This window comes from Nevskiales bacterium, assembly GCA_035574475.1.
GTDB lineage: Bacteria > Pseudomonadota > Gammaproteobacteria > Nevskiales > DATLYR01 > DATLYR01.
In genome coordinates this window covers 1-22,778 of the sequence record DATLYR010000142.1, presented here as the reverse complement: position 1 = coordinate 22,778, position 22,778 = coordinate 1, and the positions used below count along the sequence as shown (strand labels likewise).

Here is a 22,778-nt window from a genome sequence, read left to right as displayed (position 1 = left end):
GCTGAGGAGGTCAGCGCGATAGAAAAGCCAGCAGCCGCCACACCGCCATGAACAACAGCCAGGCGCCAAAGCCGACGACAGCGGCGACCAGCAGGCTGTCCGGCGTGATCATGAAGGCGGGCTCGTAGCTCGTGAGCGTCGCGCGCACGATCTCCGGATCGTGATGCATGACGACATAGGCGAGCTGGTGCCAGATGTCGGTTTCGAGCGCCGCCTGCGCGGCGCGCAGGCGCTCGGCGGCATCCACCATCGCCTGGATGGCCGCGCCCTCCTCGTAGAAAGTGCGGTCGGGGCTGCGCAGATGGTGCTGGATGAGGGCCTCCAGGCTGCCGCCATGGTAGCGGTCGGCGATGGCCTGGAAGGGCGCCAGGTCCTGCAGCACCTGGTCGAGGCGCCCGCCGACGCGCTGCCGGTACTGGTTGATGAAGCTGGGCGCGCAGCCACCCAGCAACACGCCGAACAGCAGCACGATGCGGTCCAGCAGTCCGCCGAAGAATTTCATGGCAGTCACTATCGCGCCGCCCGCGCCCGCCGGTCAAACCCCCGGCTTCTGCGTTAAGGTATAGCGCTCAAACGGGAGGATGAGCACATGAGCCAGTGGACCCCGGCAGACATGCCCTCGCAGGCCGGCAAAGTGGCCGTCGTCACCGGTGCGAACAGCGGGCTCGGCTACCACACCGCGCTGGAACTGGCGCGCAAGGGCGCCGAGGTGGTGATGGCCTGCCGCGCACCCGAGAAGACCGAGCGGGCCATGAATGACATCCGCCAGACCGTAGCGGATGCGAAGCTGGAATTCATCCCGCTGGACCTGGCCGATCTTGCCTCGGTGCGCGGATTCGCGCAGACCTTCGCGGCCAAATACCCGAAGCTGGACCTCTTGATCAATAACGCCGGCGTCATGGCGCTGCCGTTGTGCCGCACGAAGGACGGCTTCGAGATGCAGATCGGCACCAATCATCTCGGCCACTTCGCGCTCACCGGCCTCCTGCTCGACCGGCTGCGCGCCGCGCCCGGCGCGCGCGTGGTCAACGTCGCCAGCCTGGCGCACAACTGGGCGCCGGGCATCGACCTGGACGACCTCAACTACGAGCGCAGCCGGTATCACAAGTGGATTGCTTACGGCCGCAGCAAACTGGCCAACCTGCTGTTCACCTTCGAGCTGCAGCGCCGCCTCGGGCGCGCCGGCATCGGCGTACTGGCGGTAGCCGCGCACCCGGGTTACTCCGCCACCAACCTCGGCTTCGCCGGCCCGGCGATGGAGAAGTCCCTGCTCGGCAGGCTGGCGATGGACATCGGCAACAACCTGTTCGCGCAGCCGGCCGACAGGGGCGCCCTGCCCCAGCTCTACGCCGCCACCATGCCCGACGTACAGGGCGGCGACTACCTCGGCCCGGACGGCTGGCGCCAGCTCAAGGGCTACCCGAAGAAAGTCGGCTGCCGCAAGCTGGCGCGTGATCCAGAACTCGCCGGCAAGCTGTGGGTGCTGTCGCAGCAGCTGACCGGCGTGAAGTATCTCTAAGCCCCTTGGCCCTGCGTCTCGCCATCGTCGGCGACGTTCATGGCAGCTGGACGCAGGCCGACAACGCGTATTTCAGCCAAGGGGCCTACGCCGCCCTGCTCTGCACCGGCGACCTGCCGCCGCTGATCGGCTCGCTGCCGACCGCGCGCCGGCTCGCGGCGCTGCGCCTGCCGGCCTTCATGATTCCCGGCAACCACGACGCCAGCACGGCGCTGCAATTCCTGGCCGAGCTCAAACACCACGACCGGCTCGCGGCGCTGCTGAGCTATGGCCACGAGCGGCGCGAGGCCGCGCTGCGCGCCGCGCTCGGCCCCGTGAAACTGGTCGGGTATTCGCTCGACCGGCTCGACTGGGACGGGCGGCCGCTGGGATTGATCGCCGCGCGCCCTTACAGCATGGGCGGCGACCGGTTGTACTTCAGCGCCTTCCTGAAGCGCCGCTACGGGGTGGACAGCTTCGCGGCCTCCGCCGCCAGGCTGCGCGCGCTGGTGGACGAGGCGCCGCGGGACATCGTTTTCCTCTCGCACAATGGCCCGTCCGGCCTGGGCGCCGCGCGCGACGACCTCTGGGGCTGCGATTTCCGCGCCGAGGGCGGGGATTTCGGCGATCCGGACCTGCGTGCCGCCATCGACTACGCGCTGCGCGCCGGCAAGAAAGTCCATGCCGTCATCGCCGGGCATATGCATCACCGGCTCAAGGGCACCGGCGGCGAGCGCAAGCACTGGCAGCTGCAGCGCGACGGCGTGCTGTACATCAATGCCGCACGCGTACCGCGCATCCGCCGCCGCGCGCTGGGGCAGCCGCGGCACCACATCGCGCTGACGCTGGACGAGGCCGGCGCGCGTGCGGAAGAGGTATGGGTTAATCAGCAGGGGGTTGTTGCCCCGGCTAACGCCGGGGGCGGGGTCCAGAGCCTTTAAGACGCTGATTCCGGCTTGCGCCGGAATGACGATTAGAAACTCGTCAGTTCCGGCTCTCGCGTCGCTTTTCTTCGGCCAGTTGTGCCTCGATCTCCTGCTGGGTGTACAGCCGCCCGACGCCGATACCCGGGCAGTCGCGCATGACCTCGGTCTTCCAGGTCTTCGCGTTCAGGTTCTCCGGCCAGAACGGCCAGGTCCGGCACTGGCCCGGACGGGCCTCGTACACCGTGCAGCGCGCGCCGTCGAGGAACTGGCAGCTGCGCGCCGGATCGCGCAGGTGGAAACGCTCGTCGGTTTTCTCGCAGTGCTGCCGGGTGAACTCGCGAGTGGGCAGGCCCAGGTGCTGCGCCAGCCGGCGGCGTTCCGTCAGCGTGACGTAGATGTAGCCGTAGCCGTGCCGCGCGCGGCAGCATTCGCCGCAGCCGGTGCACTCGAAGCGGATGCCGTCGCGGTAGAGCTTTTTGTCAATCTTTGGCATTTCCTCAACCGTTCTTGGTGCGCGCTTGCAATGGGTCGCGACTGAAGTCGCTCCTACAGTCTTCGACCCGAATCCCCGGCAGGAGCGGCTTCAGCCGCAAACCCCAGACCGCCCGGTACTGTGGACTGACAAAGCCTATATCGCCTGCGCTTCGCCCCAGTAGTTATAGGTCATCGGCCGCGGTCCCTTGATATAGCCGCGTTCCATGGCGGGCGCGGTGAAACCGCCGGCCTGCAGCAGCGCGGGGATGTCGCGCCCGAGGTGGCAGCCGCCGGCGAGGCGCCCCCACAGCGGCTGCAGGCGGTCCTGCCAGCGGCGCACGGATTCTTCCGGCGCGCGCCCATGCTCGCAGAAGATCAGCTTGCCCCCGGGCTTGAGCACGCGGCGCATCTCCTTGAGCGCCGCCACCGGATCGGGGATGGTGCAGAGCGTGTAGGTGCACACGATAGAGTCGAAGCTGCGGTCCGCGATCGGCAGCTTCTCGGCCTCCAGGCCGATCAGCTCGACGTTCAACCCGGCGCGCGCGATGCGCTTCTGCGCCAGCCGGTGCATGCGCAGCGCCGGGTCCACGCCCACGATGCCGTGCACGCGGGTCTTATCGTAGTGCGGGATGTTCAGGCCGGTGCCGATGCCGACCTCCAGCACGCGACCCTGCGCGCGCGGCACCACCTTCGCGCGTTGCCTGTTGACCGCCTTGAGGCCGCAGGCCAAGTCGATGAGGTAAGGCAGGATGTGCCGGTCGTACCAGTTTTCCTGCATGGGTCAGTGAACCTTCAGCCGCCGCGCGAAGGCGGTATAGACGGACAGCGGCAGGAAACGCTTGATCCAGACGGCGATGCGCTCCTTGCCGGCGATGATCACTTCGAGCTCATCCTTTTCCACTGCGCGCCAGATGCGCTCGGCGCACACGGCCGGGTCCATGCCGGCGCCGATGTCCTTGTCCACCTGCCCCCAGGGCGTGCCGTCGGCGGTGAGCGCATTGACCGAGACGTTGGTGCTGACGAAGCCGGGGCAGACCAGGGTGAAGCGGATGCCCTTATCGCCCAGCTCGATGCGCGCGCAGTCGAAGAAACCGTGCAGCGCGTGCTTGGCGGCGGCGTAGCCGGTGCGACGCATCAGCGCCACCTTGCCGAGCACACTGCTGACCACGACGACGTGGCCACCGCCGCGCGCCAGCATGCCCGGCACCAGCGCCTGGGTCAGCGCTACCGGCGCAAAGAAATCCACTTCCATGATGCGGCGGTAGGCCGGCAGCTGCGTCTCCAGCATCAGCGTGCGCTGCGAGATGCCGGCATTGTTGACCAGGATGTCCACCGGGCCGAAAAAACTCTCCGCGCGGCGCGCAGCGGCCTGCGGGTCGTCGAGCGCGGCGAGGTCCAGCGGCAATACCGCCACGGCTTCCGGCTGCGCGCAGCTGGCGCGCACGCGTGACAGTTCCGGCTCGCGACGCGCGGTGATCACCAGCTTCGCGCCGCGGGCCGAGGCCTGGCGCACCAGCGCCTCGCCGATGCCGCTGGAAGCGCCGGTGATCCAGACGACCTTGCCTGCCAGTTGCGTCATCAGCAGGGCCCGTAGTGGTCACCGTGGTTGACGTGCGCGCGGGCCGCCTCCTCCGGCAGGGTCATGGTCTTGCCCTTGTGGCAGATCACCACGTCATGGCCGGCCTTGACGCCCGGACCGCCGAACAGTTCGCAGGAAGACAGTAAAGCCGCCAGCAGCAGGATCGACAGGGTTTTCATGGCCGCCCCCGGGTGTGACCTGCTGCGAGTCTACGCTGTCGGTTCACGCCCGGCCAGATCGCGCCTGCGCTCAGCGCCCAGCTCGCCGATGCAGCGCCGCAGGCCGGCGATCGCCTCGGCGGTGCCATCGCCGCCATAGCCTTCCATGCGCGCGGCGCAGGCCGGCGCCTCGGCCAGGAACAGCTCGATCTCGTCGGCGGTGACCGTGGCGAAACGGCTGCTGCGCCCGATGCCCAGCCGCTCCACGATCCAGGCATTCAGCTCCTGCTCGAACACGCGCTCGGGCAGCGCCAGCACCGGCTTGCGCAAATGCAGGGCCTCGCCGATGAGCTGGTTGCCGGCAGTGGCGATGACCGCGCGGCAGCCGGCGAAGTCTTGCACGAACCGCAGCGGATCGATCGGCCGGAACACCAGGTTGCCGCGGGTACCCTCCTCCGGCGTCCCGTAGATGAGCACCGGCAGGTCCAGTTCCTGCAGCTCGCGCTCCAGTCGCGGCGTGTACTGCAGATGGCCCTTGTTGAAATAGCACAGCAGGTAATCGCCGGGGCGGGCGCTGGCGCTGCGCACCTCCGGGCGTAGGATCGGGCCGACCACCTGCGTGTCCGCCGCCAGCGGCTGCACCGGGTAGAAGCTCGACACGATCACCCGGTCCGGTCGGCCCATCAGCCGCCGGTAGCCCCAGGCGTCGCGCCGCCCGCGCCAGGCGAGCTCGGCAGGGTAATGCGGCTTGCAGAAGGCGATCACGCCGACGTGGTCGAAGCCGATGCGCGGGATGCCCAGGCGCCGCGCGGCCTGGTGCGTCCAGGCCTCCGAATCGGAGATCGCCAGCTCGATCCCGAGGCGCTGGAACTCGTCCATCACCGCACGCAGCGCCGGTCCACCGAGCAGCAGCTGTGTCGTCTGGCCCGCGTTGGCCGAGATCGTCGCCGGGAAGGAGACTTGGCCGCTGCGGCCATACACGTAGCCGAGCGTCGGGATGCGCACGGTCGGAAAGTCCGCGGCCAGCATGGCGTAGGCGTCGCCGCCGGCGAACACCGTGACCTCGTGCTCGCGCATCAGTGCCGGCAGCACGGCCCGTGCCCGGATCGAGTGGCCGCGGCCGTAACCCATGACGCCGTAGGCGATTCGCATGGCGCACAGGCTGGGCCGCGGACGCGTAACGCGCATGACGGTCAGGTGACGGGCGCGTGACAGCGACTGTCATCGCCGGGTCATCATCGGGGCCTATAACGGCGCCATGAACGACCGAAACGAGGCCGGAACCCCGCCGCGTTACCGCACGCTGTGGATCTCCGACGTGCACCTGGGGACACGCGGCTGCCAAGCCGAGGCGCTGGCCGCCTTCCTCAAGGCCACCGACTGCGAGCGGCTCTACCTGGTCGGCGACATCATCGACGGCTGGAAGCTGCGCACCGAGTTCTACTGGCCGCAGGCGCACAGCAACGTCATCCGCCGCATCCTGACCAAGGCCAAGCGCGGCACGCAGGTCGTTTACGTGGTCGGGAACCACGACGATTTCCTGCGCAAGTTCCTCGCCTTCGAGCCGCGCATGGGCAACATCCGCGTGGCCCAGGAGCACGTGCACCGGACCGCGGACGGCCGCCGGCTGCTGGTCATCCACGGCGACCAGTTCGACGTCATCACCCGCTACCACCGCTGGCTGGCGCGCGCCGGCGACGCCGCCTACCACGCCGCGATGGAGGCCAACCGCTGGATCAACCGCGCGCGGCGGCTGGCCGGCCTCGGCCACTGGTCGCTGGCGGGCTTCGCCAAGCAGCACGTCAAGGCGGCGGTCAACATCATCTCGGACTTCGAATCGTCGGTGGCGCGCGAGTGCCGCATCCGGCGCTTCGACGGCATCGTCTGCGGCCACATCCACCATGCCGAGATCCGCCAGATCCACGGCGTGACCTACCACAACTGCGGCGACTGGGTGGAATCCTGCACGGCGCTGGCCGAGGACTTCGACGGCCGGATCCGCATCCTGCGCCCTGCCCTGGCGCCGCAGGACCTGGAAGCGGAGTCCCCTGCGCCGGCCAAGATCCTGCCGCTGCGCCTGCGGCAGTCGGCCTGAGCGGCGGCTACGCCAGGCGCTGCGGCGCGGGCCGCGCGGCGCCGTACCAGTAGGCCATGGCCGCTTCCATCAGGGCGGCGCGTGCCTCCGCCGGCGGGCGCCAGCGATGGTGCGAGATCGCCGCGCGCACCAGGAAATCCAGCAGCGTCAGGTGCCGGCGCAGCGCCCGGTGCAGCCGGTGCGGCGCGATGGGATTGAACAGGCCCAGCGTGGAGAACAGCTGCAGCGGGCGCTTCTTCACCCAGATCCAGGAGCCGAGTTCCAGCGTCAGCGGGATATAGGTGCGGGCCGCCTTATCCGAGCGGTCATAGAGATAGTCCCACAGGTCGCCGTGCGCCAGGTACTGGCGCGACTGCGGCTCGATCACGTAGATGCCGTGGAAGGGATGCGTGCTGCGGAACATCGAGCGCAGCGCGTAGATCTCCGGCAGGCAGGCCACCGGCTCGCGCGTGCGGGCATAGGGAAACCAGATGCGGTCGCGCATGCCGAAGCCGGAATGGCAGTCCAGCGTCAGGCTGAAGGGCTGGCCCAGCAGGCGCCGCTCGACCAGCGCGCACAGTGCCTGCGCCTCCGGCTGCATCGGCTCGCCCGCCCCGCCGCGATACCACGGCAGCGACGGCGAGAGCCGTTGCCCGCCCAGCAGCCGCGGCACGCCGGGGTCGGCCTCCACCGGCGCGTTGCGCATGAGATCCACGCCGGCGGGATTGGCGCGGGTGCCCAGCAGCATGCCGCCCGGGTTGACGATGGGGACGAAAACCAGTCGCACGCGCGCCAGCATCGCGGCGAGCGATTCGTCCCAGCCCAGGCGCTCGACCAGCGCGTGCAGGTAGGCCAGCAGCACCTGTGAGCCGATGCGCTCGACGCCGTGCACGCCGCCGAAGAAGCCCACGGCCGGCGCATCCGGCGCCTCGCTGCCGAGCTCCAGGCAGATGAGCGGCAGCCGGCCGCGCGGGGTTTCGATTTCCGCGAGGGTGTCCGCACGCGCCGCCGCCCCGGCCCGGTCCACGAGACGCTGCAGGGTCTCCAGCTCCGGAAATTCGCCCGTGGAAAACGGGGACGTGAGCGCGGGCGGCATCGGCATACGCAGGGCAGCGGCAACGGGCCGATGCTAGGGGCGCAGTGTTGCGGTCGGGTTACAGAACCGTGCGGGCCTGCGATCCGAGCAGAATCCGACGTCTGGCAGACGCTAGGACTTCACCCATGCCCCATAGAACGGCGGCATGTCGGTGGAGCACTTCGAGGTGAAATTCGGGGTGCGCTTCTCGAGGAAACTCTGCACGCCCTCCTTGCCGTCCTTCAGGCTGGTGTAGAACACCGCCAGCGAGTCCACCTTGTGCGCCTCCAGCGGATGCGGCTGGGCGGCGTTGCGGTACAGCATCTGCCGCGCCAGCGCGATGGCGACCGGCGAGCGGTGGTCGATGATGCGGTGCGCCAGCTTGTAGGCCTCGGGCAGCAGTTGCTCGGGCGCGAACACCTCACGTACCAGGCCGCCGCGCTTGGCTTCCGCTGCGTCCAGGATATCCGCCGTGTAGCACCACTCCAGCGCCTGTGAGATGCCGACGATGCGCGGCAGGAACCAGCTCGAGCAGGCCTCCGGCACGATGCCGATCTTGCCGAACACGAATCCGATGCGCGCCTTGTCCGAGGCCAGGCGGATGTCCATCGCCAGCGTCATGGTGGCGCCGATGCCGACCGCGGCGCCGTTGATGGCGGCGATGACCGGCTTCTTGCAGTTGAAGATCGCCAGCGTCACGCGCCCGCCGGTGTCGCGAACACCCTTGAGGATATCGGGGTCGTCGAGGCGCTCGTTCATATCCCTGAGCGTCGGCTTGAGCGATTCGTTCAGGCCGAACACGTTGCCCGCGGCGGTCAGGTCCATGCCGGCGCAGAAGGCCTTGCCGGCACCGGTGACGACGATCGCGCCGACGGCGTCGTCCTCGCTGGCGCGGTTGAAGGCGTCCACCAGCTCGTTGGCCATCTCCACCGTGAACGCATTCAGCTTGTCCGGACGGTTGAGGGTGAGCGTGAGGACGCGGTCTTCGATGCGGTAATCGAGCGTGTGGTAGTTCATGGCGGGATCCTGCCGGTTACGGTGAGCGCATCATAGCGGACGCCGGTGAGTCTTTCGCACTCGGCCCAGAGCCGTGCGCGGGTCGCGGGGTCGAGCGCGGGCGGCGACGGCTGCACGCGGATCGGCCAGCCGCGCATCTCGCCGAAGCCGTCCGGGCCGTAGAATTCGCCGCCTTTCACATCGGCGGCGGTGGCCGCGTACAGGATCGGCAGCGCACCGCGCTCCTGCGGCTGGCTGAAGACATTCATCGCGATCCAGAACGCGATATCGGACAGGTGATCGACCAGGCTGCGCCGCGCCTGACCCTTGCGGCTGTCGCCGATGGCGGTCTTGGCCACACCCGGGTGCGCGGCCAGGCCCATGACCCGGCTGCCCGCGGCCTGCGCGCGCGCCTGCAGTTCCAGCGCCAGCACCAGGCAGGCCAGCTTGGCCTGGTTGTAGGCGCGCTGCGGCGCGTAGCGGCGCTCGGCGTTGAGATCGTCGAAGTCGAGCTGCGCATGACGGTGCACCAGGCTCGACACCCAGACCACGCGCGCCGCGGCGGCGGCCTGCAGGCTCGGCCACAGCAGGCCGGTCAGCGCGAAATGCCCAAGCACGTTGATGCCGAATTTGAGCTCGAAACCGTCCTTCGTCGTGCGCCGTTCGAGGGGTGGCAGGATGCCGGCGTTGTTGACCAGGATGTCGAGCGGGCGGTTCTCGGCATTCAGCGCGGCCGCGAAGCGCCGGATACCGGCAAGATCGGCCAGGTCGAGTGCGCGGAATTCGACCGTCGCCTGCGGTGACTGCGCGCGGATGCGCGCGGCGGCGGCCTTGCCCCCGGCCTCGTTCAGGTCGGCCAGCAGCACTTGGGCGCCGCGTGACGCGAGCCCGGCGGCGGTTTCATAACCCAGGCCGCTGGCGGCGCCGGTGACCAGCGCGCGCTTACCGGACAGATCCGGGAGCTGCTCGCGCCAGCAGTCGGGCGCCTTCATCTCAACCTGCGGCAGGCATGCTGTTCAGGCGCGCCAGCTCCGTCTCGGGGCGCGTTTCCGTCAGCACACAGCGCGTTCCGCCGGCCGTGTACATCATGGACACGCACTGATTGCAGGCCGTGCAGCCGGAGGCCGTGGCGCGGCCGTCGCGGAACTTGTTGATGAGATCGGAATCATGGATCAGCGCACGGCCCATCGCCACGCAGTCGAAACCCTCGGCCAGCACGCGCTGCACGCCGTCCAGCGACTTGACGCCGCCGAGATAGGCCAGCGGCAGCCTGACGGCGGCGCGAACCCTGCGCGAGTGCTCGAGGAAATACAGCTCGCGGAATTCGAGCTTCGGCTCCCACAGCTTCATCAGGCGCGTGGACAGCTTCACCAGCGCGGACTGGTTGGTCTCCACCACCCTCGCCGGCATGTTGCTGCCGAAGATCGCCCAGGGCGCCTCGACATTCATGCCGCCGGACAGCACCAGCAGGTGCGCACCTTCGCGCTCCAGCACCTGCGCCACCTGCACCGCGTCCTCGGCCGTGGCGCCGCCCTTGAAGCCCTCGACCACGCTGATCTTGCAGGTCACCGCCAGTGCATGGCCCACGGCGTCCAGCACCTGACGCAGTACCCGTGCGGGGTAACGCGCGCGCTCGGCGGCGGTCGCCCCGCCCCACCGGTCCCGGCGCTTGTTGTAGGAAGGCGAGATGAACTGGCTCAGCAGGTAGCCGTGGCCCATGTGGATTTCGACGGCGTCGAAGCCGGCTGCGCGCACCCGGCGCGCGCCGGCGACGAATTCCTCCGCGACGCGGGCCAGCTCGTCCTCGCTCATGGCGCGCTTGAACAGCCGCCCGGCGATCACGCCCGGCGGGTTGAAGCCGCCGGAGGCGCTGCGCGGATAGCGCGTGGACAGCCTCGGCACGAAGCTGAAGGCGCCGCCATGCGTGATCTGCGCGCAGGCCGCGCCGCCTTCGCGGTGCACGGCGTCGGTGAGCGCGCGCAGCGGCGGCAGCGTGGCATCGTCGAGCGTGACCTGGTCCTCGAAGGTGCGCCCGTCCGGGCTCACCGCGCAGTAGGCCACGGTGGTCATGGCGGCGCCGCCGGCCACCATGCGACGGTGATGCTCGACCAGCCGCTGCGACGGTACGCCGCCCTTGGCCATGCCCTCGTTGGTGGCCGACTTGATGAAGCGGTTGCGGAGCGTCAGCGGGCCGATCCGGACCGGGCTGAACGGCGAAGTCTCGCCCATAGCATCGGCCATCGTCAGATGAAGACCTGTACGCCGGAGATCCGCTGCGGTCCGTAGTCGAAGCGCAAGAGCGCCACCCCGCGCCGGCCGCCGGCCTGCAGCGTGACGGTGACGAAGTCGCCGGCCGCGATCATCTTGTTCCAGCGCAGACCGTGCAGCTGTTGCACCAGCTCGGGCAGGCCGATGGGCGTGTGCGCCGGCAGCTCCAGTTCGCAGCGATGATCGAGCAGCGCGCCCGCCGCATCCGCGTCGCCACGCGCGGCCGTAGCGAGAAAGGCCGTGGCCGCCTTCTTGCCGGCGCGGCCGTTGCCGAGGAAGCCGCGCAGGAAGCCGAGCATGCCGCCAAGCCCCTGGTTTGCGATCAGCTGCGGCCCGAGCTTGATCGAGGTCCACAGTCCTTTCAGCCCCTGCTTCAGCAGCAGGCCGATCATGTAGGGCAGCTCCCAGTGCGCAAACAGGCGGCGGATTTTGAGGGCGCCGCGCTCCTCGACCAGGTCGTAGCGCAGGTGCATCGGCACGTCGAGGGTCACGCCGGTGGATAGGGTGGTGCGAATGGTCAGGTCGCGCATCACGCTCATGCCGCAGACCACGTCCTGCTCGACCCGGAACACGATCGTATTGGGCGCGATGAAGGTGTCGTAGAAGCGCTCGATGGCCGCACGCCCACGGTGCGGACGTGAGCCGACCGGGTCGTTGACCTCACCGTCCTGCGCGTACAGACCGCACCAGCGTTCGCGGTCGTGCACGGCGACCAGCTGGGGGGACTGCTGGACTGCGGCGATGAGGTGTTGCGGCGTAACGTTAGACGACATAGGGAATCAGCGCTTTGCGGTCCTGCGGATAGTCCGGGAATTTTTCGCGGTACCACTGGTGCGTGGCGAAGGCACGCGGCACCAGGTTGCCGGCGCTGATCAGGAAGATCATCACGCCCGGCAGGCCCCAGGTCATGAGCGCGAAGCCAGCCCAGGCGATCAGCTCGCCGAGGTACTGCGGGCTCGACACCCAGCGGAAAGCGCCCCCATACGGGATCTTGTAACCGCCGCTGCCATCCGGCGCGCGCAGGTTGCGCATGATGGACTCCGAGCTGAGGATCAGCCCGAAGCCGCCGTAATAGACGATCACGCCGGCGATGAAACGCGGGTCGGTCAGCCAGTCGCGCGTGAGGTGCGGCGCGAGCTCGGTGAAGAACCTGGCGTTGAGATAGCCGTGGATGGCGGTGACGAACATGCCCATGGCCATCACCATCAGGCTGAAGCTGCTGCGCTTGCCGGGCGCCACGCGGAGCGACAGCGGGAAGAACCAGCCGCGGTTGCCATAGTGAATCATCCAGATCGCCGCCAGCACCAGCGGCGTGGGCTCCAGCGCGCGCGGGCCCTGCACGTAAAACCACAGGAACACCACGGTGGCGGGGATCTCCATCAGCCACCAGCCCAGTTTCGGATTGAGGTTGATGCCGTACTTGTCCGAAGCGAAGCGCCCGTAAGGGCTTTGCATGAACAGCGAGCCGACGATGGTGAAGGCCGCGAACGCGAAGCCGATCGCGAGCACACTGTCGAAGGTGGTGTTGCCGGTGTACCAGTTCACGGTGTCCTCCCGCGGTGAATCTAGCCCGGCCCGGACGTCGACGGCCTACCCTGTTTGAATCATCCCGGGCGAATCACCCCCACCCCACCCTCCCCCATCCAAGGGGAGGGAGAGTTTGTTTTCTCTTTGCCTTTGCTTGTTTGAAAAGGGGGCCGTAGGCCCTGATCAATGCCCCCCTCGAGCGGCTGCTTGCGGCGTGAAGATCTCCGGGTTCAGCGGCTGGTTGATGCGCCACCAGTCCTCGCCGCGCTCGTTGGTCAGGTAACCGGCTTCGTAAGCGCCCGAGGTCAGGTCGTGGTAGATGGACGCGCCGCGGTGGAAGGTACCGGATTCCTGCGAGTAGAAATACATCACGAAGGCGATGCGCCACAGCTGGTCGCGGTTGTCGTAATTGTCCGCCCACAGCGCCAGCCAGGTATCTTCGTCGGCGTAGATCGTGCGCTTCTTGTAAATGTGGCGCGTACCCTGCTTGAGGTTGCCTTCGATCAGCCACACACGGTGCAGCTCGTAGCGGATGTAGTCGGGGTTGGGCGTGTTGGGCTTGATCAGCTCGCTGTACTTCACGGCCGGGTCGCCGAACTTGAAGTTGTGATACGGCACGTAGAACTCCTTCTTGCCGATCAGCTTCCAGGTGTAGCGCTCGGGCGAACCATTGAAGACGTAATCGTCGTCCACCGTGCGCATGCCGGCCGGCGGCACCGGATAGTCGAAACCGACCTCGGGCGCCTGGCGTACGCGACGGATGCCCGGCTGGTACTGCCAGGACATCGTGCCTTCGGCCGAGAAATCGCTGGGCTGATAGCCGACCGCGGTGAAGCCCTTGTCGCGCTCCGGCAGGATGTAGCTGGTATAGAAATAGCCGTTGACCTTGTCCTGGAAGCTGCCGCGCCGGGTCGGGTCGTTGCCCGGGTTCATGGTGCGGAAGCGGTTGCGGCCCCAGGCGATGCTGCCGTTCGAGTACACGTTGGCGATGTCGCAAACACAGGCCTCGGTCCAGGCGCGGTGCGGCAGGATCACGTTCCAGATCGCTTCCAGCCCGCCCTGCGGGAAGGGGAAGGGATGCGCGCCGCTGGTGCCGATGACGCCGAGGCCGTTCGGCTTGACCTCGGCTGTGACCGCATTCTTCTTGACCGTCTCGCACACCCAGTCCGCGAAGCGGAAATCGCGGTGGCTGGGATAGACGTGCATCTTGTAGTGGTTCGGGTATTTCTTGAGCAGCGCCTTCTGGCCTTCCGTCAGCTTGTCCGCGTACTGGGACATGTTCTGCGCGGTGATGGTGAACAGCGGCTTTTCGTCCTTGTATGGACCGGGCTCGAAGCCATAGGGCCGCGTCACGCCGGGCCAGGTCTTGTACCACTTGCCGGTGTATTCGGCGACGCCGGAGGGCGTGCCGGCGCGCTCGGCGCCCATGCAGGTCAGCCGCGGGCCGTCGAGCTCGGCCGCCTTCTCCGGCGGAACCTTGGCCTGCACCCCCAGCGCGGGCAGTCCCACCACGCCCGCGAACAGCACCCCCAGCACAGTCTTTCTGTACTTCATGCGCTTCTCCTCGCCCGTCGTCGTGTTATCGGTGCCGAAGCCTGCCTGCGGCGCGCCTCGGAGCCCTTTTCCAGGGTCTTTGCTTTCCACTATCTGCCGGGTGCAGCCCGGCTTCCTCGTCCAAGCTGACTAGGTGCGGCCGGGCTGGCCGCCGGCTGCACGGATCCGGGCCTCGGTTTCGGGATTCAGCCGGTCGCCATCGGTTGCCAGCAGGCTCGCGGCCAGTTGAGGCCGGCAGAAATTGCGCACGAAGTCGGCCTGGATGCGCGCCATCACCGCCGCATGCGGCTCCTGCATGCCGCCGCTGACCCAGTTCGCCAGCCGCGCCTGCTGCATGGCCATCATCAGGCGCGCCTGGTCGGTGACGTCGCCGGGCACGAACAGGCCGCGTGCCTGGCCCCAGCGCAGGACCTGCGACACCGCCAGCAGCCCGCGCTCCCACATCTGCTGCTCCTCCGGGCTGGGCCAGGCGGTGGCGTGGTACCAGGCGTGACCCTGCTGCAGCTGCATACGCAGGTAGTCGGGATGCTCCAGCAGGAAACGCAGGTGCGTCTGCATGAGCCACAGCAGCTGCTCGAGGCTCTGCGGCTGCTGCAGCACCTGCTGGCCATGCGCCATGACGGTCTCGAGCATTTCGGCGTCGCGCGCGATGAGGATGGCGCGGTACAACTCGGCCTTGCCCGGGTAGGCCTGGTACAGCGTGGCCAGCGAGATGCCGACCGCGCGGGCGATGTCCTGCATCTTAGTGTCGTCGAAGCCCTGCTCGGCGAAGATGCGCTCGGCCGCCTCCAGGATGTGCGCGCGGTACAGCGCGTCCTTGGCCGCGCGCAGCTCGCTGGAGGCGCGCCGGCGGCCGGGCCGGCTTGCCTTCTGGACGACGCCCGCAGGTCTTCCGGCGGCAGCTCTTGACATGTTTAGTAATATAAATTCTAATTCTTGTAATTGCAATTACAGATAATTAGACATGGCCGCCTCCGGCACCCTTGCGCAAGCCGCGATCCGCAGCCCGGCGCCGCTGATCGAGTGCTTCAATCCGGCCACCGGCGAGCGGCTGGGGGCGCTGCCCGCCGCCACGCCGGAAGACGTGGCCGCCGCGGTCGAGCGCGCGCGCGTCGCCCAGAGGGCCTGGGCCCAGAGCCGCTTTGCGCAGCGCCGCGCGGTGCTGGGCCACCTGCTCGACCACATCCTGGCGCACACCGATGAACTCTGTGCCGAGATCGTGCGCGACAGTGGCAAGACCTTCGAGAACGCCCTGCTCGGCGAAATCCTGCCGGTGTGCAACAAGCTGCGCTGGCTGATGAAGAACGGCGAGCGGCACCTCAAACCCGAGCGCATGCCCTCCGGCCTGCTGCTGCACAAGCAGGGGCGCATCGAATATCGCCCGCTGGGCGTGGTGGCCTGCATCCTGCCCTGGAACTACCCGTTCCAGAACATCTTCGCCTCGCTGGCGCCGCCGCTGATGGCCGGCAACGCGGTCATCGTCAAGCCTTCCGAAATGGTGGCCTGGTCCACGCAGCGCTTCCAGCGAATACTGGACGAGGCACTGGCGAAAGAGGGCTTCTCGCCCGACACGGTGCAGATCATTAATGGTTTCGGCGACACCGGCGCGGCACTGGTGCGCAGCCGCGTGCAGAAGATCCTGTTCATCGGCTCGGTGCCCAACGGCCGGCGCATCATCGAGGGCAGCGCCGAGCACCTGACGCCCGTGATCCTGGAACTGGGCGGCAAGGACCCGCTGATCGTGTGCGAGGACGCCGACCTGGAACACGCCGTGCACTCGGCCCTGGGCGGCTGCTTCATCAACCTCGGCCAGAACTGCATCGCCGCCGAGCGCATCCTGCTGCTCGACGGCATCTACGACCGCTTCGTCGCGGAAGTCACCCGGCACGCTGCGCAGCTGCGTCAGGGCGTACCCACCGCGCCCGGCACGCTCGATGTCGGCGCGATGACCTCGCCGCTGCAGGTGAAGATCGTGGACGAGCTGGTGCGCGACGCCCTGGCCCACGGCGCGCGCGCGCTGGTGGGCGGACGCAAACCCGACGGGCCGGGCAACTTCTACCCGCCCACCGTGCTGGCAGACGTCACGCCGGACATGCGCATCGCCAACGAGGAAGTCTTCGGGCCCGTCATGCTGCTGATGCGGGTGCAGGACGACGAGCACGCCATCCGGCTGGCGAACGCCACCGCCTTCGGGCTGCAGTCTTCGGTGCTGTCGAGGGATGCCGCCCGCGCCGAGCGTATCGCCGCGCGACTCGAGGCCGGCGCCACCTGTATCAACGACTTCGGCCTGTGCTATCTCAACCAGGACCTGCCCTTCGGCGGTGTGAAACATTCGGGCTTCGGGCGCATGAACGGCCGCGACGGCCTGCGCGCCTACACCAACGCCAAGGCGGTGCTGGGTGACCGCCTGCCCTTCCGCATCCCGCCTAAGCTCTATCCGGTGAAACCCGGCGACTACGCGAGGGCGCGCGCCACGATCCGCCTGCTGTTCGCGCGCCGCTGGCGCGACCGGCTGGCGGCCTTGCTGTCTTTAACGCCGCTGTCATTCCGGCGCAGGCCGGAATCCAGCGACTCGAAAGGCCCTGGACCCCGGCTTCCGCCGGGGTGACATCACGGATTCGGGATCAACGGATCATGGACACTACTTTCTTCCTCCTCTGGGGCGCCATCCTCGCCTTCGACGGGCTGCTGATGGCCGGGCTCACCTGGGCGGCGCACTCGGAGAAATACCGCAAGTACCGCATCCGCACGCCCGAGCGCGACGACATCCCGCCGCGGCGCAAGACCATCAACACCAGCCTGAACAACGTGATGTCGCTGCTAATCTTCGTCGCCTACTTCTATTTCCTCGGCGAGCAGACGCTGTACGCCGGCTGGCCGGGCGTAACCAGGCTGCTGGGCGAAACCCTGGGCGTGCTGCTGCTCTACGACTTCATGTACTACTTCTACCACCGCGGCATGCACGTCCCCAAGGTGATGAAGTACCTGCACGGTGTGCATCATTTCGTGCGCCACACCACCTCGGACAAGAGCATCTACCTGCACCCGGGCGAGGCCATCGGCGGGCTGGGCCTGCTGATTCTCGCCATCGTGATCCTTGGGCCCATCAGCACGACCGCGTTCCTCCTGGTGTTCTTCCTGCACTCGAGCATCAACATCATCGTGCACAGCAATCTGGTGTTCCCGCATCCAGCGTTCCGGCTGTTCAATTTCTGGGCCATCCGGCACGACATCCATCACCACAAGGTCCGGTACAACTACGCCTCGATCTTCCCGTTCTGGGACCAGGCCTTCGGCACGTACCAATGAGCCGCAGCATCCTCATCACCGGCGGCCAGGGCTTCGTCGGCCGCGCGCTGGTCGACCGCTTCGCGACACTAGGCCATGCCGTCACTTGCGCGGACATCCTAGATACACCGTTTCGTCAGGATGTGGCCTTCGTCAAGCTGGACCTGCGTGACCGCACAGCCGTCGTCAATGCCTGTGCCGGCATGGACAGCATCATCCACAACGCCTCGCTGGTGCACACCAAGCACAACCGCGCGGAGGACGTCTGGGCCGTGAACCTGGGCGGCACCGAGAACATCCTCGCCGCCTGCCAGGCGCAGGCGATCCCGCGCCTGGTCTACATCAGCTCGGCCAGCGCGGTGTACGAGGGCCGCGACATCGAGAACGGTGACGAAACCCTGCCCTACGCGCGCATTTCCCAGGCGCCCTACGCCGACAGCAAGATTGCGGCCGAGAAGGCGGTGCTCGAATTCTCCGGCCGCGGCGCCACGCTGGCCTGCGCCCTCCGCCCGCACGTGGTGTTCGGCGCCGGCGACCGGCGCTTCATCCCCGCCATCATCGAGAAGGCGCAGCAGGGCAGACTCAAGCGCGCCGTCGGCCAGCGCGACAAGCTCTCGGATTTCACCTACATCGACAACCTGGTGGACGCGGTCGTTGCGGCGGAGGAACGGCTGGCGCCCGGTTCCCCGGTCGGCGGCCAGGCCTACTTCATCACCAATGGCGAGCCGATGGCGTTCTTCGACTTCGTCGAGAAATTCCTGCTCGAGCTCGGCTATCCGCCGATCCGCGGCACGGTGCCCTACTGGCTGGCCTACGCCGTGGCCGCGCTGGCCGAGGGCTGGGACACGCTCAAGGGCGGCACGCTCAACGCCGAGAACGGCCTCACCCGCTTCGCCGTGCGCTACATGTGCACCCACCATTACTTCAGCATCGCCAAGGCCCGGCGCGAGCTGGAGTGGACACCGAGGGTCAGCCTGGAGGAAGGTATCCGCCTGACGGTGCGCGCTCTGGCGCACGCGCAAGCCCACTGACGCCCGCAGGAGCCCGCATGTCCCAGCGCCCGCAGCCCGTACCGACCGCCACGCGCATCTTCTACGGCATCGGCTCGGTGTCGGAAGGCGTCAAGGACACAGCCTTCAACGTCTTCCTGCTGTTCTACTACAACAACGTGCTCGGGCTGTCGGGCACGCTGGTCGGGCTGGCGATCTTCATCGCGCTGTGCGTGGACGCCGTCACCGACCCGCTGATGGGCGTGATCTCGGACAACACGCGCACGCGCCTCGGCCGGCGCCATCCCTACATGTACTTCGCCGCGCTACCGGTGGCGCTGAGCTTCGCGCTGCTGTTCATGCCGCCCGCCGGGCTGCAGGGCATGGCGCTGTTCGGCTGGCTGCTGGGCTTCGCCATCCTGCTGCGCGTCAGCCTGACCTTCTACGCCGTGCCCAGCAACGCGATGGCGGCCGAGCTGAGCTCGGACTACGACGAGCGCACCGAGATCATCAGCATCCGCTTCTTCTTCGGCTGGATGGCGGGCCTGGGCGCCGCCATCGCCGGCTACCTGCTGTACTTCAACACCCGGCCCGACGGCAGCGATGGGCGCCTGCTGCCGCAGTCCTATGCCGACTTCGGGCTGGTCTGCGCACTGCTGGCGGGCACGGCCATTCTCGTCTGCGCCCTCGGCACGCAGCGGGCGGCACGCCTGAACCCGAACCGGCCCGATCCGCGTTCGCATCTGTGGGACGACATGCGCACGGTGCTGCGCAACCCCTCGTTCCGTGCGCTGGTGGTCAGCGCGATCTTTTCGGCCGGCGCCTGGGGCTACATCCATGCCGTGGGCTATTACGTCAACACCTACTTCTGGGGCCTGACCGGCGACCAGCTCGGCATCCTGACGCTGGGCATGGTGCTGTCGGTCATGGCGGCCGCAATCCTGGCCCCCATCATCGGCAGCACCTGGGACAAGAAGACCTGCGCGGTCTGGCTGGCGGCCTTCGCCATTGCCTTCGGCCCGGCGCCGATCGTGCTGCGACTGGTGGGCTGGTTTCCGGAGAACGGCACGCGCGAGCTGATGGTGCTGCTGTTCTTCCACGTGGTGATCCTGGTCACCGCGCTGATCGCCATCAACATCCTGACCGCATCCATGGTCGCCGACCTCACCGACGAGGGCGAGCAGGCCTCGGGCCGCCGGCTGGAAGGCGCTTTTACCTCGATCATCGTGTTCATGATCAAGGCCTCGTCCGGCATCGGCGCGCTCTTGGCCGGCGTGATGCTGGATCTGATCCGCTTCCCGCGCCAGCAGCAGATCGCGGACGTGGCGCCCGAGACCGTGCAGACCCTGGGCAGCGTCTATGCGCCGGCCGTCATGCTCCTGTACGTCGTCAGCCTGTACTTCCTGAGCCGCTACCGGCTGCGGCGCGCGGACCACAGCCGTCTCCTGCAGGACCTCGCCGAGGCCCGGCGCGCGCGCGACGCGGCTTGATCCGGCGCCCGAATCCGCCGATGCTGGCGGGCAATACGGGAGGAGCGCTGGCGCATGGCACGATGGACCGAGCAGGACATTCCCGATCTTTCCGGCAAGACCGCGCTGGTCACCGGCGCCAACAGCGGACTGGGCTTCGCCACCGCCCGCGCGCTGGCGGCCCGCGGCGCGCAGGTCATCCTCGGCTGCCGTGACGCGCGCAAGGCGGAAGGCGCGATGGCCGCCATCCGCGCGGAGTTTCCGAGCGCGCGCCTGGAGTTCCTGCCCGGCGACCTCTCCAGCCTGGACTCGGTGCGCGCGGCCGCGGCGCAACTGAAATCCCGCCACCGCCGACTCGACATCCAGATCAACAACGCCGGCGTGATGACGCTGCCCTATACCCAAACGCCGGACGGCTTCGAGATGCTGTTCGGCACCAACTTCCTCGGCCACTTCGCGCTGACCGGCCTGCTGCTCGAGTTGACCCGCGCCACGCCGGGCGCGCGCATCGTCACCGTCACCAGCCTGTCCGAGCGCGTCGGCCGCCTGCCGCTGGACGACCTCAACTGGGAGCGCTCCTGCTATTCCAAGCGCGGCGCCTACGCACGCTCCAAGCTCGCCAACCTGGTGTTCGCCCTCGAACTGGATCGTCGCCTGCGCAAGGCCGGATTCGATGTGCGGAGCGTGGCCGCGCACCCGGGCTACTCCGCCACAAACATCGTCTATGGCGGCGGCCAGGGCGGAGCCTCGTTGACGCGCAGCGTCTGGAACCTGATGGCAACGCTCGGCAATGCGCTGCTGGCGCAATCGGCTGCGCGCGGCGCCCTGCCCCAGCTGTACGCCGCCACCATGCCGGACGTGCAGAGCGGGGAGTACATCGGGCCGGACGGCTTCATCGAGTTCCGCGGCTGGCCGACGCGCGTGCAGCCCAGCCGGCGCGCACAGGACCCGCAGCTCGGCGCCGGCCTGTGGGCGCGGGCCGAGGCGATGACCGGCGTGCGCTACCTTTGAAAACCCGCCGTGTCCAGGACCGTGAGCCCATGGCCGCCGTGACGCGCAGCCGCTGGCAGGTTTACATCATCGAGTGCGAGGGCGGCTCGCTCTATACCGGCGTCACCACCGACCCGAAACGGCGCCTGGCCGAGCATCGCGCCGGCGGCTGCCGCTATACCCGCGCGCGGCGCGGCATCCGGCTGCTGCGCAGCCGGCGCTGCCGGGACAAGGTCGAGGCCTACCGCTACGAATGGCGGCTCAAGCGCGCGTCGCGCGCGCAGAAACTGGCCTGGTGCAAAAAAGACTGGGAACCTTGAAACCAGCCTACGAAGTCACTTCTTGCTCGTTGTGGGCAGGGCCGCGGACGCGGCCCTGTACCTGCGCGAAGCGCATGACTACACCGCCAGCATCTGCCGGATCAGATTCTCGCAGGCGGCCTGGTCCATGTAGCGCGGCACGGCGTAAGTGAAGCGCGCCTCCGCACGCGCGGCCTGGGCGATGGCCGGGATGTCCTCGGCGCGCAGCTTATCGAGTTTTTCCGGGATGCCGAACAGCTGCTTGAGTTCCCTGATCTTGGCGATGAAGGCGTCGGCCAGCTGCTCATCCGTGCCGTTGGGCGGCCCGATGCCGCACTCGCGCGCCAGCATCGCCAGGCGCGGCGCGCAGGCCGGCTTGGAATACTCGAGCACGTAAGGCATGACGATGGCATTGGCCAGGCCGTGCGGCGTGTGATAGCGCGCGCCGAAGTTATGCGCGATCGCGTGTACGTAGCCGACGCCGGCCTGGGTGAAGGCGATGCCGGCCAGATGTGAGGCGCGCGCCATGTTCTGCCGCGCCTCGACGTTCTTGCCATCGCGATAGGCGATGGGCAGGTTGCGCAGGATCAGCTGGGTGGCCTCGACCGCCTTCTCGTCGGTGCGCCTGAGCGCGTTGCGCGAGATATAGGCCTCGACCGCATGCGTCAGCGCATCCATGCCGGTGGCAGCGGTGATCGGCGGTGGCAGGCCGGTCATCAGCTCGCCGTCGAGCGCGGCAGCGGTCGGCATGAGCTTCAGGTCCATCACCGGCAGCTTGCGCTGCTGGGACGGGTCGGACACCACCGCGGCGATGGTCACTTCCGAGCCGGTGCCGGCGGTGGTCGGTACCGCGTACAGCGGCAGCATGCCCCAGAACACACGGAACAGGCCGGCCATCTTCACGATCGGCTTGTTGTTCTTGGCGCGCGCGCCGATCATCTTGGCCGCATCGATGGACGAACCGCCGCCGACCGCGAGGATCGCATCACAGCCGTGCTGCTTCAGCAGCTCGTAGCCGGCCTCGATCTGCTCGACGGTCGGGTCCGGCCTGACCTTGTCGTAGAGCGCGCAGGCCACGCCGCGCTTCTCCAGCTCCGCCTTCATGTTGTCGAGCAGGCCGAGCTTGGCCAGCATCTCGTCGGTAACGATCAGGACCTTCTTGTGGCCCTGGGCGGCGATGTGGTGGCACAGGTCGATCGAGGAGCCCGGCCCCTCGAAGGTCTGCGGCCACTTGAACGGCATGATCGCGGTCACCGCCTTGAAGATGACCATATAGATGCGCAGGAACAGGACTTCGAGTGCGAACAGCACGGCAGGACCCCCTCCGTCACGGTGCCGGGACTGCCCAAACTTTAGCACGGCAGGGCAGGCCCCTCTCCCTGACCGTCTTCCCACACAGTGGGGAGAGGGTCAGTTGCCCTCGAAACGCGCTGGCTCGCGCGCCTTGAAGGCGGCGACGCCACGGCGCGCGTCCTTGCTCAGCAGCAGGCGCAGCAGCCTGCTGCGCAGGCGTTTGAGCGCCGCCGCCGCGCCGTGCGTCTGAGCGTAGCGCGCGGACTCGATCGTCGCCTGCACGCCCAGCGGTGCGTTCTGGGCGATCTGCTCGGCGATCGC

At 68.1% G+C, this 22,778-nt stretch carries 25 protein-coding genes; 9 read left to right on the top strand and 16 right to left on the bottom strand.

The window, feature by feature from the left end:
• Positions 1-10 precede the first annotated feature (10 nt).
• Positions 11-502, bottom strand: a complete 492-nt coding sequence (locus VNJ47_08375; protein ID HXG28850.1) for a DUF2937 family protein — start codon at positions 500-502, stop codon at positions 11-13.
• An 87-nt stretch (positions 503-589) separates the two neighbouring features.
• Between VNJ47_08375 and VNJ47_08370 the strand changes: the two genes are divergently transcribed.
• Both VNJ47_08370 and VNJ47_08365 read left to right on the top strand, forming a co-directional pair.
• Entirely contained in the window at positions 590-1,519 is a 930-nt protein-coding gene (locus tag VNJ47_08370; protein HXG28849.1) for an oxidoreductase, read from the top strand.
• A 5-nt stretch (positions 1,520-1,524) separates the two neighbouring features.
• Positions 1,525-2,439 (top strand): metallophosphoesterase, encoded by a 915-nt coding sequence (locus tag VNJ47_08365; protein ID HXG28848.1) that lies wholly within the window; start codon positions 1,525-1,527, stop codon positions 2,437-2,439.
• 43 nt (positions 2,440-2,482) lie between these two features.
• On the opposite strand, the gene VNJ47_08360 is transcribed toward VNJ47_08365, so the two are convergent.
• From VNJ47_08360 to VNJ47_08340, 5 genes are all read right to left on the bottom strand, one after another.
• Positions 2,483-2,917 carry a YkgJ family cysteine cluster protein gene (locus tag VNJ47_08360; protein ID HXG28847.1) on the bottom strand — a complete coding sequence of 145 codons (435 nt, stop codon included), beginning with the start codon at positions 2,915-2,917 and terminating at the stop codon, positions 2,483-2,485.
• A gap of 135 nt (positions 2,918-3,052) precedes the next feature.
• Positions 3,053-3,676, bottom strand: coding sequence for a class I SAM-dependent methyltransferase (locus tag VNJ47_08355; GenBank protein HXG28846.1), 624 nt, complete (start codon positions 3,674-3,676; stop codon positions 3,053-3,055).
• Between the two features lie 3 nt (positions 3,677-3,679).
• Positions 3,680-4,477, bottom strand: coding sequence for an SDR family oxidoreductase (locus VNJ47_08350; GenBank protein HXG28845.1), 798 nt, complete (start codon positions 4,475-4,477; stop codon positions 3,680-3,682).
• On the bottom strand, positions 4,477-4,656 hold the full coding sequence (locus tag VNJ47_08345) for a hypothetical protein (GenBank protein HXG28844.1): 180 nt from the start codon (positions 4,654-4,656) through the stop codon (positions 4,477-4,479). Before VNJ47_08345 ends, VNJ47_08350 begins: the two co-directional genes overlap by 1 nt.
• Before the next feature lie 30 nt (positions 4,657-4,686).
• Positions 4,687-5,787, bottom strand: a complete 1,101-nt coding sequence (locus VNJ47_08340) for a glycosyltransferase family protein (protein ID HXG28843.1) — start codon at positions 5,785-5,787, stop codon at positions 4,687-4,689.
• A gap of 106 nt (positions 5,788-5,893) precedes the next feature.
• Here VNJ47_08340 and VNJ47_08335 point away from each other — a divergent pair, with 106 nt between their 5' ends.
• Entirely contained in the window at positions 5,894-6,730 is an 837-nt protein-coding gene (locus VNJ47_08335; protein HXG28842.1) for a UDP-2,3-diacylglucosamine diphosphatase, read from the top strand.
• A 7-nt stretch (positions 6,731-6,737) separates the two neighbouring features.
• Here VNJ47_08335 and VNJ47_08330 read toward each other — a convergent pair whose 3' ends face one another.
• The 8 genes from VNJ47_08330 to VNJ47_08295 form a co-directional block, all read right to left on the bottom strand.
• Positions 6,738-7,805 carry a M14 family zinc carboxypeptidase gene (locus VNJ47_08330; GenBank protein HXG28841.1) on the bottom strand — a complete coding sequence of 356 codons (1,068 nt, stop codon included), beginning with the start codon at positions 7,803-7,805 and terminating at the stop codon, positions 6,738-6,740.
• A 111-nt stretch (positions 7,806-7,916) separates the two neighbouring features.
• Complete coding sequence (locus VNJ47_08325) at positions 7,917-8,801, bottom strand: crotonase/enoyl-CoA hydratase family protein (protein HXG28840.1); 885 nt, start codon at positions 8,799-8,801, stop codon at positions 7,917-7,919.
• Entirely contained in the window at positions 8,798-9,772 is a 975-nt protein-coding gene (locus VNJ47_08320) for an oxidoreductase (GenBank protein HXG28839.1), read from the bottom strand. Before VNJ47_08320 ends, VNJ47_08325 begins: the two co-directional genes overlap by 4 nt.
• A 1-nt stretch (position 9,773) precedes the next feature.
• The gene (locus VNJ47_08315; protein ID HXG28838.1) at positions 9,774-11,021 is read right to left on the bottom strand and encodes an NADH:flavin oxidoreductase; all 1,248 of its coding nucleotides are present in this window, start codon (positions 11,019-11,021) and stop codon (positions 9,774-9,776) included.
• Between the two features lie 2 nt (positions 11,022-11,023).
• Positions 11,024-11,821, bottom strand: a complete 798-nt coding sequence (locus VNJ47_08310; GenBank protein ID HXG28837.1) for a nuclear transport factor 2 family protein — start codon at positions 11,819-11,821, stop codon at positions 11,024-11,026.
• Positions 11,811-12,593, bottom strand: coding sequence for a hypothetical protein (locus tag VNJ47_08305; protein ID HXG28836.1), 783 nt, complete (start codon positions 12,591-12,593; stop codon positions 11,811-11,813). Before VNJ47_08305 ends, VNJ47_08310 begins: the two co-directional genes overlap by 11 nt.
• A gap of 165 nt (positions 12,594-12,758) precedes the next feature.
• The gene (locus VNJ47_08300) at positions 12,759-14,129 is read right to left on the bottom strand and encodes a DUF1329 domain-containing protein (GenBank protein HXG28835.1); all 1,371 of its coding nucleotides are present in this window, start codon (positions 14,127-14,129) and stop codon (positions 12,759-12,761) included.
• Between the two features lie 129 nt (positions 14,130-14,258).
• Positions 14,259-15,041, bottom strand: a complete 783-nt coding sequence (locus tag VNJ47_08295) for a helix-turn-helix domain-containing protein (protein ID HXG28834.1) — start codon at positions 15,039-15,041, stop codon at positions 14,259-14,261.
• Between the two features lie 52 nt (positions 15,042-15,093).
• Here VNJ47_08295 and VNJ47_08290 point away from each other — a divergent pair, with 52 nt between their 5' ends.
• From VNJ47_08290 to VNJ47_08265, 6 genes are read left to right on the top strand one after another with little or no spacing between them, the layout of a single operon-like run.
• Positions 15,094-16,737: an aldehyde dehydrogenase family protein gene (locus VNJ47_08290; GenBank protein ID HXG28833.1), complete on the top strand. Its 1,644-nt coding sequence runs from the start codon at positions 15,094-15,096 to the stop codon at positions 16,735-16,737.
• 26 nt (positions 16,738-16,763) lie between these two features.
• On the top strand, positions 16,764-17,438 hold the full coding sequence (locus VNJ47_08285; GenBank protein HXG28832.1) for a sterol desaturase family protein: 675 nt from the start codon (positions 16,764-16,766) through the stop codon (positions 17,436-17,438).
• A complete protein-coding gene (locus VNJ47_08280) occupies positions 17,435-18,448 on the top strand; it encodes an NAD-dependent epimerase/dehydratase family protein (protein HXG28831.1) in 1,014 nt (337 codons plus the stop codon). The genes VNJ47_08285 and VNJ47_08280 overlap by 4 nt, the downstream gene beginning before the upstream one ends.
• Positions 18,449-18,465: 17 nt before the next feature.
• Positions 18,466-19,896: an MFS transporter gene (locus tag VNJ47_08275; GenBank protein ID HXG28830.1), complete on the top strand. Its 1,431-nt coding sequence runs from the start codon at positions 18,466-18,468 to the stop codon at positions 19,894-19,896.
• Positions 19,897-19,950: 54 nt separating this feature from the next.
• Positions 19,951-20,886 (top strand): oxidoreductase, encoded by a 936-nt coding sequence (locus VNJ47_08270; protein ID HXG28829.1) that lies wholly within the window; start codon positions 19,951-19,953, stop codon positions 20,884-20,886.
• Positions 20,887-20,915: 29 nt separating this feature from the next.
• Entirely contained in the window at positions 20,916-21,185 is a 270-nt protein-coding gene (locus VNJ47_08265) for a GIY-YIG nuclease family protein (protein ID HXG28828.1), read from the top strand.
• A gap of 78 nt (positions 21,186-21,263) precedes the next feature.
• Here the strand turns inward: VNJ47_08265 and VNJ47_08260 are convergent, their stop codons facing one another.
• The gene (locus VNJ47_08260) at positions 21,264-22,475 is read right to left on the bottom strand and encodes an iron-containing alcohol dehydrogenase (GenBank protein ID HXG28827.1); all 1,212 of its coding nucleotides are present in this window, start codon (positions 22,473-22,475) and stop codon (positions 21,264-21,266) included.
• Between the two features lie 99 nt (positions 22,476-22,574).
• Positions 22,575-22,778 (bottom strand): hypothetical protein (locus VNJ47_08255; protein HXG28826.1); only part of this gene is annotated, 204 nt, incomplete at its 5' end.

Bases quoted from the DNA above. Each gene is read 5' to 3' on its own strand.
- VNJ47_08290 (HXG28833.1), top strand. From the start codon at position 15,094: ATGGCCGCCTCCGGCACCCTTGCGCAAGCCGCGATCCGCAGCCCGGCG.
- VNJ47_08355 (HXG28846.1), bottom strand. From the start codon at position 3,676: ATGCAGGAAAACTGGTACGACCGGCACATCCTGCCTTACCTCATCGAC.
- VNJ47_08315 (HXG28838.1), bottom strand. From the start codon at position 11,021: ATGGCCGATGCTATGGGCGAGACTTCGCCGTTCAGCCCGGTCCGGATC.
- VNJ47_08370 (HXG28849.1), top strand. From the start codon at position 590: ATGAGCCAGTGGACCCCGGCAGACATGCCCTCGCAGGCCGGCAAAGTG.
- VNJ47_08320 (HXG28839.1), bottom strand. From the start codon at position 9,772: ATGAAGGCGCCCGACTGCTGGCGCGAGCAGCTCCCGGATCTGTCCGGT.
- VNJ47_08345 (HXG28844.1), bottom strand. From the start codon at position 4,656: ATGAAAACCCTGTCGATCCTGCTGCTGGCGGCTTTACTGTCTTCCTGC.
- VNJ47_08280 (HXG28831.1), top strand. From the start codon at position 17,435: ATGAGCCGCAGCATCCTCATCACCGGCGGCCAGGGCTTCGTCGGCCGC.
- VNJ47_08360 (HXG28847.1), bottom strand. From the start codon at position 2,917: ATGCCAAAGATTGACAAAAAGCTCTACCGCGACGGCATCCGCTTCGAG.
- VNJ47_08335 (HXG28842.1), top strand. From the start codon at position 5,894: ATGAACGACCGAAACGAGGCCGGAACCCCGCCGCGTTACCGCACGCTG.
- VNJ47_08340 (HXG28843.1), bottom strand. From the start codon at position 5,787: ATGCGAATCGCCTACGGCGTCATGGGTTACGGCCGCGGCCACTCGATC.
- VNJ47_08300 (HXG28835.1), bottom strand. From the start codon at position 14,129: ATGAAGTACAGAAAGACTGTGCTGGGGGTGCTGTTCGCGGGCGTGGTG.
- VNJ47_08350 (HXG28845.1), bottom strand. From the start codon at position 4,477: ATGACGCAACTGGCAGGCAAGGTCGTCTGGATCACCGGCGCTTCCAGC.
- VNJ47_08310 (HXG28837.1), bottom strand. From the start codon at position 11,821: ATGTCGTCTAACGTTACGCCGCAACACCTCATCGCCGCAGTCCAGCAG.
- VNJ47_08375 (HXG28850.1), bottom strand. From the start codon at position 502: ATGAAATTCTTCGGCGGACTGCTGGACCGCATCGTGCTGCTGTTCGGC.
- VNJ47_08270 (HXG28829.1), top strand. From the start codon at position 19,951: ATGGCACGATGGACCGAGCAGGACATTCCCGATCTTTCCGGCAAGACC.
- VNJ47_08265 (HXG28828.1), top strand. From the start codon at position 20,916: ATGGCCGCCGTGACGCGCAGCCGCTGGCAGGTTTACATCATCGAGTGC.
- VNJ47_08325 (HXG28840.1), bottom strand. From the start codon at position 8,801: ATGAACTACCACACGCTCGATTACCGCATCGAAGACCGCGTCCTCACG.
- VNJ47_08330 (HXG28841.1), bottom strand. From the start codon at position 7,805: ATGCCGCCCGCGCTCACGTCCCCGTTTTCCACGGGCGAATTTCCGGAG.
- VNJ47_08295 (HXG28834.1), bottom strand. From the start codon at position 15,041: ATGTCAAGAGCTGCCGCCGGAAGACCTGCGGGCGTCGTCCAGAAGGCA.
- VNJ47_08285 (HXG28832.1), top strand. From the start codon at position 16,764: ATGGACACTACTTTCTTCCTCCTCTGGGGCGCCATCCTCGCCTTCGAC.
- VNJ47_08275 (HXG28830.1), top strand. From the start codon at position 18,466: ATGTCCCAGCGCCCGCAGCCCGTACCGACCGCCACGCGCATCTTCTAC.